This window comes from Chryseobacterium arthrosphaerae, assembly GCF_001684965.1.
In the GTDB taxonomy this organism is placed as follows: domain Bacteria; phylum Bacteroidota; class Bacteroidia; order Flavobacteriales; family Weeksellaceae; genus Chryseobacterium; species Chryseobacterium arthrosphaerae.
On record NZ_MAYG01000001.1, the window covers coordinates 2325193 to 2336986 of the forward strand.

Sequence of the window (11794 nt, forward strand, 5' to 3'; positions counted from 1 at the left end):
CTGGTATATTTTTTGAAATCAGAAAATTGAGATCATTAATTTATTGTTTAACCTTTAAAAATCGTTTGTTATGTCAATCGTAAAAAGAAACAACGGCAGCTTGCTTCCTGCCAGTCCACGTACATTGTTCGATGACTTTTTCAGCCGCGAACTTTTTAATTGGAGCAATAACAATTTTTCATCAACGCACACCTCTATTCCATCGGTGAATATCAAAGAGAGTGCGGATCATTTTGAGGTAGAAGTGGCAGCACCAGGAATGGAAAAACAGGATTTCCAGGTCACTCTTGAAGGTAATCTTCTGACGATTTCCTCCTCAAGGAAAAATCAGAAAGAAGATCATGATACCAATTACACCCGAAGAGAATTTAGCTATCAGGCATTCCAACGTAGTTTTGAGCTTGCCAAGAATGTTGTTGATGAGGAAAACATTGAAGCAAAATACGAAAACGGGGTTCTGAAACTTACAATTCCCAAAACAGATGAAGCTAAAAAACAGGCTCCCCGTCTGATTGAGATCAAATAATTATTATTTTTTTAAGAAATTGGTTTTCCTCACGGGAAACCAATTTTTGTATTACTGAGTAAAAATTAATTCATCATCAAACTTTCTAAAATGAAATACCATGAATGAATTACTTTGGTCAATATGCATATTATGCCTTACTACATTAGGCTTGATGTTTCTCCTAAAAAGATTGAATCAGCCTTACATGATTGCTTATATCATTGCAGGAGTAGTTCTTGGGCCCCATGTTTTGGGAGTATTCACCAATCCCGAAGAAATAGAAACAATTGGAGAAGTAGGAATTTTACTGCTGATGTTTTTCCTGGGTATGGAAATCAATGTTCCTGATAACCGGACTTTGCTGATAAAACCGATCATCGCTCAAAGCATGAAAATTATTCTGAGCTTTATATGTGCTGCTCTGATAGGAAATATCATCGGGCTTTCTTTAAACAGCATGGTTCTTATTGCTGTACTTTTCATATTCAACAGCACGGCGATTGTGAGTGAGGTTTTGAGCAAGCACAACACTTTAAAAACACCTTTTGGAACGACGATACTCAACATCCTTATTTTTCAGGATCTGCTCTTTGCTCCTGTTTTGACGGTTTTAAAAGCGTGGAATAAAGAAGATTTCAAACTCATCCATATTGTATTTCCGGTCATGGTATGCTTTGCTGTCTTTTTTATCTTAAAAAGAATTAGAAATATACAGGAAATCAAGGTCCCAAAATTATTCCGGTCTATTGAAAAAGATCACGACCTGCAGGTATTTTTTGGATTATTCATCTGCATCGGATTCGGATTAATTGCTGAAACAGGAGGGCTGAGCAGTACTTTCGGAAGTTTTATCGCCGGTATCATTGTAGGAAGGGTAAAATTGTTCAGCTGGCTTGAACATTCACTGATCCCTTTCAAGGTATTCTTTGTAACGCTATTTTTTGTATCAATTGGGTTACGTCTTGATATTGCTTATCTGTTTTCCAACTTTCAGATCATTCTTATAGGGACATTTTTCGTCCTGTTAAGCAACTCTGTAATGTCTGCCATTATTTTCCGTTTGCTGAAGTATGACTGGAAAGAAAGCCTGTACGGAGGAGCATTATTATCTCAAACAGGAGAATTTGGAATTATGGCATTATCCATTGCATACAAAGCTAAAATTATTGAATACAGCTTATACAAAGCCGGACTGGGTATCACCTGTTTATCTATTTTACTCTCCACGATATGGATTTCAGTCCTCAAAAGCCTGATAGAGAAAAAGAAGTTACAGAATAACATTAAAATTTAAAAGAGGAACAGAAAACCAATATGCTTCAATAAGCACTGATCAGTTATCAATCTATTGATTTCAAAGGCTGTTTAATCTCATAAAACCGACCGGACTTACTGTTTTTATATCTTAATTATTAATCGTAATTTTGCATTTCATTATCAATTGAATTTAAAAATTATTCATTACATATGAGTACTACAACACAATACGTTCCTTATAAAGTTAAGGATATCTCCCTTGCAGAATGGGGAAGAAAAGAAATTACCCTTGCAGAGGCAGAAATGCCGGGTCTGATGGCTATCCGTGAAGAATACGGACCTTCTCAACCGCTTAAGGGAGCAAGAATCGCAGGATGTCTTCACATGACGATCCAGACTGCTGTGCTTATCGAGACATTGGTCGCTTTAGGTGCTGAAGTTACATGGTCTTCTTGTAATATCTTCTCTACTCAGGACCACGCTGCTGCTGCTATTGCTGCTGCAGGAATCCCTGTGTATGCCTGGAAAGGTCTTAACGAAGAAGAATTTGACTGGTGTATAGAGCAGACTTTATTCTTCGGAGAAGACAGAAAGCCATTGAACATGATTTTGGATGACGGTGGAGATTTAACCAACATGGTTTTTGATAAATATCCTGAATTCACAAAAGATATCAAAGGTCTTTCTGAAGAAACGACTACAGGAGTACACAGACTTTATGAAAGAATGAAGAACGGAACTCTGGTAATGCCTGCAATCAACGTAAATGATTCAGTAACCAAATCTAAGTTCGACAACAAATACGGATGTAAAGAATCTGCAGTAGATGCTGTAAGAAGAGCTACAGACGTAATGCTTGCAGGAAAAAGAGTGGTAGTTTGCGGATACGGAGACGTAGGTAAAGGTACTGCCGCTTCTTTCAGAGGAGCCGGTTCTATCGTTACCGTTACTGAAATTGACCCGATCTGTGCGCTTCAGGCTGCTATGGACGGTTATGAAGTAAAAAGATTAGATACCGTAGTAGACAATGCTGATATCATCATTACTACAACAGGTAACTTCAATATCGTAAGAGGAGAACACTTCCTTAAGATGAAAGACAAGGCTATTGTTTGTAACATTGGTCACTTCGACAACGAAATCGATATGGCGTGGTTAAACAAAAACTATGGTCACACAAAATCTGAAGTGAAGCCTCAGGTTGATATCTATACGGTTGAAGGAAAAGAGGTAATCATCCTTGCTGAAGGTAGACTGGTAAACTTAGGATGTGCTACAGGTCACCCAAGTTTCGTAATGTCTAACTCTTTCTCGAACCAGACTTTGGCTCAGATTGAACTTTGGAACAACTCTGCTGCTTATAAAAATGAAGTATACATGCTTCCTAAGCACTTGGATGAAAAAGTAGCGGCTTTACACCTTAAGAAATTAAGCGTAGAACTTGAAACTCTTTCTCCTGAGCAGGCTGAGTACATCGGAGTAGACGTAAAAGGGCCATTCAAGCCTGAGTACTACAGATACTAAGATTGGTAAAAAAAATATGATATTATCCCACTGTTTTGAAATAGTGGGATTTTTTATTTTCAGCTTACCCGTGATTCTGTATTTTTGCCGCAAAAAATAACATGAAAATTAAATTATTATTAGGATTAGCGGTCGCTGTGGCATTCTTCAACAGCTGCAGTAGTGACAATTATGATATGATTAATCCTTCCGGGCAGAAATTATTACTCAGTAAGGTGACTACAACGTATTATGATGATCCCACGAAACCTGAAACCGCGGTGGAAACCCTGGAATACAACAGCCAGGGAGAGCTTATCAGGATGCAGTCTAAAGGAAGAAGCAGCACTTTTGAATACAGCAACGGAAAACCTGTAAAAATAAATTACTATAATGATAAGCAGGTATTGCAGTATTATATGGATTTTACCTACCAAGGAGATCAACTGACAGGTAATAAAGCGGTTTACCCCAATCCTAATAATAACAGGACTTACAGCTATACATATAATTCAAACGGCCAGCTGATCACTTCTACCCTTTGCCAGTCTGCAGACTGCTCCAAACCGGGAACCATTTCATATACTTATAATGGGAATAATGTGTCAGTAGAAACATCGTCCACCGGGGGGAACTTCAGCATTACTGATAAAAGTGAATATACCTATGATAATAAATTAACCCCTTACGCTAATACCAACAAGTATCTGAAAGTGATGATGGGAAGAGCCATGAAATTAAGCGAAAACAACTATCTTACAGATAAAAACAGTTTTCAGGATAATGATGGCAGCTGGAAGCCAAGTGAAACCACCAAGTACACCCTGCAATATAATAATGCGGGATTACCGGTTCAGGCTACAGGGATCGGCAGCGATGGAAACCTTTCCGTGCAGTATAATTACGAATATATTATTGCTTAATAAATTCCCTATACAACTCTCCAATTTTGGGGAGTTTTTTTAGGAGCTTATTCCTGCTATCCACTCATACTCCTCACCCTGCTCCTTCCGGCACCAATCCCTTCGCCGCTCCCACACATGTTGCGGGGTAACCGCTCCTATCAGGGCTAAAACGGACAGGAAACACGGACAGGAATTCATCATAAAATTCAACAGAACAGGCTTCAGTCCATTTTTTTACAAATAATTTCATTGGCTTTAGACAAAACTTATATGATGAATACAGTTCAGTATTATAAACCGTTTCTCCTGTTTATTGTCATTCATCCCGTATTTTACCCATATTTTATCATTATGTAAGCTAAGTTTATAAAAAATGAATATATTTAGGCTCTTAAAACATTAATTCATGAAAAAACAAAGAGTATCAAATGCATTTGTAGCAGCATCCTGGGTGGCGTTGGGAGCAGGAATGATCGGCTTTATCGTAGGTCTTGCAAGAGCAGAAATGCAGCTGAATGAGAAGGGATATTATTTCACGATCCTTCTTTACGGTTTATTTGCCGTTGTATCGCTGCAGAAGGCTGTCCGTGACAGATTAGAAAACATTCAGGTAACCGATATCTATTACGGGATTTGCTGGTTTGCAACCCTGTCTTCCATTGTGTTGCTGGTTATCGGACTTTGGAATGCCACCATTTTACCAAGTGAAAAAGGATTTTATGCCTTTGCATTTCTTCTGGCGCTTTTCGGGGCTATCGCAGTCCAGAAAAATACGCGGGACAATATGCTTCAGGAATAACATAAAAGCTCTCCATCATTGGAGAGTTTTTTATTTTTATCTTCAATTCAATGATTCATATAAAAAGATAAATCCAGGCCAGGAAAAATAAAAACAAAGCCTCACTTTTCAGCGAGGCTTTTTATTGTAAGTTTATCTGTATATTATTGATCAAAATGATTCGGGTGCTGGGCTTTGATGTCATCCACCGTTCCCAATACTTTGTCTTTTAAAGAATCCTGGTATTTCTGAAGGTTTTCAGCAACCTGGGCATCTGCACTTCCTATGATTTTAGCAGCTAAAATTCCTGCATTCAAAGCTCCGTTCAACGCTACAGTAGCCACCGGAATACCCCCCGGCATCTGAAGGATAGATAAAACAGAATCCCATCCGTCTATTGAATTGCTGGACAGGATCGGAACCCCGATTACCGGAAGTGTCGTACAGCTTGCCACCATTCCCGGAAGGTGAGCTGCCCCGCCTGCTCCTGCAACAATTACTTTCAGACCTCTTTCTTTAGCGGTTTTTGCATAATCGAACATTCTTTCAGGTGTTCTGTGTGCTGAAACCACAGTCAGTTCATAAGGGATATCCAGGCTTTTCAGAAAGTTTGCAGCCTGTTCCATGATCGGCAGATCGCTCTGACTGCCCATAATAATTCCTACCATCTTCAATTTTTATTAGATGTTCAAAGATAAAAATTAAAATTAAGGTGAGAAACTGAAAGAGACTTTGATTGTCATTTCCTATTTGCACAGGTTTTATTTAAAAATATCTATAAATCAACAACTTATTTTAATTATTTTAAAAAAATCATAGCCATTGGCTCAAAATTTTCATCTGTACTCTTATATTTTACAGCATCTGTATCCATCTGATATTTTTGAAAGTGGATATATTTGTTTTTACACCACATTAGATTTTGAAAGATTATAAGCTTACACTGGCCATCCTTACCGTCGCCATTGTCTGGGGAACTACTTTTTTGTCGATCCGCATTGCAGTGGAAACGATACCTGCCTGGTTTGTTGCAGGCATCCGCCAATTTCTGGCTTCTATTATTATGCTGATGATTCTTATTTACAGAAAAGAATTTAAATGGATTGGCTGGAAAAACCTGAAATACCAGATCATTTTTTCTTCCCTCATGCTGGTAATCGCCAATGGGATGACGACGGTGGCTGAAGAGGAAGTTACCAGCAGCCTTACCTCATTGATAAGTGCCTGCTCTCCTATTCTTGTGTTCATGGGCAGCCTTGCACTGGGATTACAAAAATTCAGCTGGCGGGCTTTTGCAGGAGTACTGATGTGCTTCAGCGGGATTATTTTTATATTCTGGGATGGGGTCAACGATCTTAAAAATCCGGATTATGCCCTTGGGATCCTGTTTTTATTCATCGCTATTGCGGGCTGGGCCTCAGGAACCATTTTCACCAAAAAACTCAACCTTCACAGCGGAAATATTTCACTGAATTTATTTTATCAGTTTGCATTTGCAGGTATTACCCAGATTATATTCGCCTTTCTGTTCTCAGAAAATTATAATTTCGGAAACTGGACGCTGCGTAGCATTTCAGCCATGCTTTATCTGTCTGTTTTCGGATCGGTAGCAGCATTTTTTGCTTTTCACTATGCGCTTACAAAAGTTTCGCCGGTACAGGTTTCCATATTGGCGTATATCAATACCATTATTTCCATATTTTTAAGCTGGCTGATCCTTGGTGAATATATTTCTTTTAAATTTATCATTGCTGCTGTTTTGATTATCTTAGGCGTTTTTATCATCAATTACAATCCTGAAATGTTTAAAAAACAGAAGTTGGAATAAGAAAATATTCTCTAAGCTTTCTGTCTTACTATAAATGAAATGGAGGATCACAGAAAAAATGACAATCCTGCCTATTGCTTTCCTAAGGATTAAGATCCTGTAAATTTATTCAATATAAAAAAACCGCTTATTTCAAACCATTTCTAAACAGTTAAACCTTCGGAGAAGTTTTTATATTCTTTTCATTTTTCCTATATTGTATACTCAACCCATACAACATGCTTAAAAACACATTTTTCGCCCTTCTTGCGGCCTCTTTCATCCTGGTAAGCTGTGATTACAAGGAAAAGGAGAAAAACCTTACGGACAGAGAAAAACAATTGCTGGAAAAAGAAAAAACATTCGCCAAAAAAGAATCTGAATACCAGTCACTGTTAAAAATGAGGGACAGTATTTTTGCTAAAAAAGATTCTGTGGTCATTGCTACATGGCCCGCAGAGATCTCCGGCCCTTGGAACGGAAAAGTGATCTGTACAGAATCCAACTGCAGTGATTATGCTGTAGGTGACCAGCGTACGGACGTTTGGGAGTTCGATAATGATTCTACCCAGCCGGTCACCAAAATCATTAATAACAATAATCTGGTAAGGCTCTATACCGGAAAGTTTGAGAATAATGAAATCAGACTTTCTTTCAAGACCGATTCTACCGCTAAAAAGAATGTGGAAATGAGCGTTCTTCTGAATGACATTTCAGACAACAAGATCAAAGGAACAAGAACCATCACCTCTGATGGCTGTACCGCAAAGTTCTCTGTCGAATTAGTACGTTCCACAAAATAAAACACCTATGATTTTACTGAGTATACACAACCTGAGTCTTCCTATAGAAGATCCGGTACTGAAGTTCCTGCTGGTGCTGGTTATCATCCTTGCCGCGCCATTATTATTAAACAAAATTAAAGTTCCCCACCTGCTTGGGCTTATCATTGCAGGGGCTGTTATAGGACCAAACGGTTTCAATGTACTGTCGAGGGACAGCAGCATTGTGGTGACCGGAACTACAGGGCTCCTTTATATCATGTTCCTTGCAGGGCTTGAAATTGATATGGGAGATTTTAAAAAGAACAAATGGAAGAGTCTTACTTTTGGAATCTACACCTTTACGGTTCCTTTTGTTCTCGGGTATTTAGGCGGATATTATATCCTGCATTTTTCAATGCTTACCTCCATTCTGTTTGCCAGCCTTTTTTCTTCTCATACGCTGATCGCTTATCCTCTGGTAAGTAAACTGGGAATTGCAAAAAATAAAGCAGTCAATATTACCGTTGGCGGTACCATGATTACGGATATCCTGGCTTTATTGGTACTTGCTGTGATCGTTGGGATGTCTCAGGGCGATGTAGGAACCGAATTCTGGGTTAAATTATCCGTTTCGTTTGTCGTATTTGCTCTGATTGTACTGATCGTCTTTCCTATCATCGGCCGCTGGTTCTTTAAAAGAGTGGACGATAAAATTTCGCAGTATATTTTTGTTCTGGTAATGATTTACCTGGCCGCAATGCTGGCAGAGCTTGCCGGTGTGGAAGCTATCATTGGAGCGTTCTTTGCAGGACTTGCTTTAAACAGGCTGATTCCGCATACTTCTTCCCTGATGAACAGAGTGGAATTTGTGGGAAATGCGATATTTATACCGTTTTTCCTGATCAGTGTGGGAATGCTCATCGACTTTAAGGTCTTTTTTAAAAGCTGGGAAACCCTGGAAGTAGCCGGAATCATGCTGGTAGCTTCTATCGGCGGAAAATATCTCTCTGCAGTGGCTACTCAAAAAACATTCAGACTGACTAAGGAAGAAGGAAAACTGATCTTCGGGTTAAGCTCTGCTTCAGCTGCAGCAACCCTGGCTTCCGTAATGGTGGGGTATAACATCATCCTGTCTGAAACCGAGACCGGAGAACCTGTAAGGTTACTGAATGAACATGTTCTGAACGGAAGTATCCTGCTGATCCTGATTTCATGTACCATTTCATCCTTTATCTCAATGGCAAGCGCCCAGAAAATTGCTGAAGCAGATAACGAAGATACCGTTTCCGGAAACAGCCATGAGGAAGAAAATATTTTACTTGCCATCAATCACGAAGAAACCGTTGAAAGAATGGTCAATCTGGGGATTCTGATCAAAGCGCATTCCAATACGGAAGATTTGTTTGCTTTAAATGTGATCAATGAAGATAAGAATGAATCTTCAGTAAAAAATGCGGAAAAGCTCCTTCACCAGGCAGCTGACACCGCAGCGGCAGCAGATGTGAAACTGCAGGCACTCAAAAGATATGACAACGATGTCATCAATGGGGTAAACAATGTTATTAAAGAACAGAAAATCACAGATCTCATCATAGGGCTGGAAGATGAAAAAGGCTTCTCTCCGTCATTCGTTTATAACCTTTATAATGGCTATCTTCAGAATGATGATGTGAATGTGCTGGTATACCATGCTGCACAGCCACTGTCCACGATTAAACGCTATGCCGTCATGATTCCGGAGAATGCTCATCAGGAGGCAGGATTTTTCCATGCGCTTTTAAGAGTCTGGAATATTGCAAGAAACTCCGGGGCAACGGTAGTTTTCTATGCTCCTGAAAATATTCTGGATATTCTTCAGAAAATCATTAAAAAAGCCAATATAGAAGCTGAATTTATCATTATGAATACATGGCAGGACGGTGAAAGAACGGCTGCGCAGCTGAAGGAAGATGAAGCATTGATTATCCTGATGGCAAAACGGGGCATGAGGTCTTATATTCCAAGGATGAGACTTATTCCTGAACTATTGAACAGAAACCTGAGTGATAATAATTATCTCCTGATCTTCCCATTCTCGGAGTATGATAAGAACAGCCCGGAAATAAGGTCTGTAGGAAATCATGGAGACTTTGTGGAAATAGGAAACGTCATTCAGAAAATATTTAAGTAAGAAGGTTTGAGCAGGAAGCTGTAAGAGAGAAGCTTGAAGTTACCCGTGTGCGGGTAATTGCTGACAGTACTCTTGAAGAAATTTATAAAAATACTGTTCAGTTCTTTATCACTGCAATCACTTCCCTCTCCCAGCCTCCAGCCTCCAGCTTCCTTTCTTTACTAACCATAAACCCTGAATAAAATAATAAAACTATTTTTGTCCAAAATAAAAATTCATTGAAAACAAAGAAGATATTCCTTTTAACAGCAGTATTAAGCCTGCAATTATCATTTGCCCAGTTCGCCAAGGTAGTAGATAAGGACGGCTATGTGAATGTGAGGGAAAATGCAGATGCAAAAAGCAAGATCACGGGAAAGATCAATTCAGATGAAATCGTTTATATTTTTGAATCCGACCCCACTCATAAGAATTGGGCTAATGTAAGTAACGGCTATATTTATAACTCAAGACTGAAATATATAGAATCTTATCAGAAAGTTCCGTCCATTGTACGTGATGCAGGCAAAGCAACTTTTAAATCAGGAAATATTAAAGTCAACATTGTTTCCGGAAAATTTAATTTCAAGGAAAATGAAAAAGACTTTTCTTCCACGCTCTATGGCGATTTTTATAAAGGACAGCAGGTCTGGGGAATAGACGGAACCATTCCTAAGACTCACTATATCTCTATCACCGCACAAATCGGAGACAAAACCATCCAGGTGCCTGCAGAGGAGATTGAAAACCTGTTTCAGGTCAGTAATCAGTCCGCAGCCTGTTATTATGACCGTGAAAATGATACTTTATACATTTCAATAAACAATTCAGAGGGTGCCGGTTCGTATGTAGGGCTTTTTATTATTGAAAAAGGGCAATACAAAAAAAGAGTTCTTGAGATTCCGTTTTAGATGAAGCCAAATAATCATTCTATTTTGTTAAAATTAAAAATCACCACACTACATTGAAAACAAAAAAGATATTCCTTGCAGCAGCTATTTTAAGTATTCAGTTATCTTTCGCTCAGTTTGCTAAAATCGTCGATAAAGACGGCTATGTCAATCTGAGGGAAAATCCGGATGCAAAAAGTAAGATTACGGGAAAGATCAGTTCTGATGAAATTGTGTATGCTTCTGAGCCGGATGCCGCCAACAAAAACTGGGTCAATGTTTATTATAATGATAAAACAGCCGGTTACCTTAATACTTCAAAGGTTAAGCTCCTGGATTCTTATGAAACCCTTCTGCCTGTAACCACAGATGAAAACAAAGCAGTCTTCAGATCCGGAAATATCAAGGTAGATATCATTTCAGAAAAGTTCAATTACAAGGAAAATAAAAAATTCTTTTTTTCCTCCAGCTATGGCGGGCAAAAGATAGAAGATCAATATAAAGGGAAGCTGATCTGGGGAACAGACGGTACCATTCCCAGAACGCATTATAAATCGATCACCGTACAGATCAGAGATAAAAAAATTCAGATTCCGGCTAAAGAAATTGAAAACCTCTTTAATGTCAGCAACCAGTTTACAGCGTGTTATTATGATCGTAAAAGTGATACTTTATATATTACCATGCTCAATTCTGATGGCGCCGGATCTTATGTAGCCCTTTTTAAAATTGTAAAAGGAGTCTACAAGGAAAGAATTCTAAAGAAACCTTTTTAAAAAATTAATCAGCTATCCATGATCAAAAAGATTCTGCTTTCCCTATTGGGTATATTGATTTTAGGGGTGGTCTCACTGACTGTTTACTGGAATTTACCCATTGAAATAACCAGACATTCTGATATAGAATACGGAAATAAACTTGTTCTGAATCTTGAACATTATCAGAAAGAACATCATAGCCTGCCCCGTTATGATGACCGGAATACACTTCATCAATTAGGATTTAAACAAAACAATCCGGGAGCAAGTCCGGATTATGCAGCGGACAGTACCGGCGCTTATGAATTGGTCTATATGGACGGTTTTGACGGACCTTATCTGATGTACAGCTCCAGAGAACAAAAATGGAGTATTGATTTTCCCCAAATCATCAGGAAGGTTCAATAAGTTTCGCTTATATTTAATAAAAAGAGAGCAGTTTTCAAATTGAAAACTGCTCTCTTTTTATATTATT

At 38.6% G+C, this 11794-nt stretch carries 12 protein-coding genes; 11 read left to right on the plus strand and 1 reads right to left on the minus strand.

Going from position 1 to position 11794, the window contains the following annotated elements; all coding sequences use genetic code 11:
- The first annotated feature begins 70 nt into the window (after positions 1–70).
- The 5 genes from BBI00_RS10380 to yiaA all read left to right on the plus strand — a co-directional run bounded on the left by BBI00_RS10380 (position 71) and on the right by yiaA (position 4972).
- Positions 71–526 (plus strand): Hsp20/alpha crystallin family protein, encoded by a 456-nt coding sequence (locus BBI00_RS10380; RefSeq protein ID WP_065398697.1) that lies wholly within the window; start codon positions 71–73, stop codon positions 524–526.
- A gap of 100 nt (positions 527–626) precedes the next feature.
- Complete coding sequence (locus BBI00_RS10385; RefSeq protein ID WP_065398698.1) at positions 627–1802, plus strand: cation:proton antiporter; 1176 nt, start codon at positions 627–629, stop codon at positions 1800–1802.
- A gap of 173 nt (positions 1803–1975) precedes the next feature.
- Positions 1976–3289, plus strand: coding sequence for an adenosylhomocysteinase (ahcY, locus tag BBI00_RS10390; RefSeq protein WP_065398699.1), 1314 nt, complete (start codon positions 1976–1978; stop codon positions 3287–3289).
- A gap of 101 nt (positions 3290–3390) precedes the next feature.
- Positions 3391–4191: a hypothetical protein gene (locus BBI00_RS10395; protein WP_065398700.1), complete on the plus strand. Its 801-nt coding sequence runs from the start codon at positions 3391–3393 to the stop codon at positions 4189–4191.
- Between the two features lie 388 nt (positions 4192–4579).
- On the plus strand, positions 4580–4972 hold the full coding sequence (yiaA, locus tag BBI00_RS10400) for an inner membrane protein YiaA (RefSeq protein WP_065398701.1): 393 nt from the start codon (positions 4580–4582) through the stop codon (positions 4970–4972).
- Between the two features lie 143 nt (positions 4973–5115).
- On the opposite strand, the gene purE is transcribed toward yiaA, so the two are convergent.
- A complete protein-coding gene (purE, locus tag BBI00_RS10405; RefSeq protein WP_065398702.1) occupies positions 5116–5619 on the minus strand; it encodes a 5-(carboxyamino)imidazole ribonucleotide mutase in 504 nt (167 codons plus the stop codon).
- A gap of 254 nt (positions 5620–5873) precedes the next feature.
- Between purE and BBI00_RS10410 the strand changes: the two genes are divergently transcribed.
- The 6 genes from BBI00_RS10410 (at position 5874) to BBI00_RS10435 (ending at position 11727) form a co-directional block, all read left to right on the plus strand.
- Positions 5874–6779 (plus strand): DMT family transporter, encoded by a 906-nt coding sequence (locus tag BBI00_RS10410; protein WP_065398703.1) that lies wholly within the window; start codon positions 5874–5876, stop codon positions 6777–6779.
- 218 nt (positions 6780–6997) lie between these two features.
- Positions 6998–7561 carry a hypothetical protein gene (locus BBI00_RS10415; RefSeq protein ID WP_065398704.1) on the plus strand — a complete coding sequence of 188 codons (564 nt, stop codon included), beginning with the start codon at positions 6998–7000 and terminating at the stop codon, positions 7559–7561.
- A 7-nt stretch (positions 7562–7568) separates the two neighbouring features.
- Positions 7569–9692: a cation:proton antiporter gene (locus BBI00_RS10420; RefSeq protein ID WP_065398705.1), complete on the plus strand. Its 2124-nt coding sequence runs from the start codon at positions 7569–7571 to the stop codon at positions 9690–9692.
- A 218-nt stretch (positions 9693–9910) separates the two neighbouring features.
- Entirely contained in the window at positions 9911–10582 is a 672-nt protein-coding gene (locus BBI00_RS10425; protein ID WP_065398706.1) for an SH3 domain-containing protein, read from the plus strand.
- Between the two features lie 53 nt (positions 10583–10635).
- The gene (locus tag BBI00_RS10430; RefSeq protein WP_065398707.1) at positions 10636–11337 is read left to right on the plus strand and encodes an SH3 domain-containing protein; all 702 of its coding nucleotides are present in this window, start codon (positions 10636–10638) and stop codon (positions 11335–11337) included.
- A gap of 18 nt (positions 11338–11355) precedes the next feature.
- A complete protein-coding gene (locus tag BBI00_RS10435) occupies positions 11356–11727 on the plus strand; it encodes a hypothetical protein (protein WP_065398708.1) in 372 nt (123 codons plus the stop codon).
- The last annotated feature ends 67 nt before the right edge of the window (positions 11728–11794 follow it).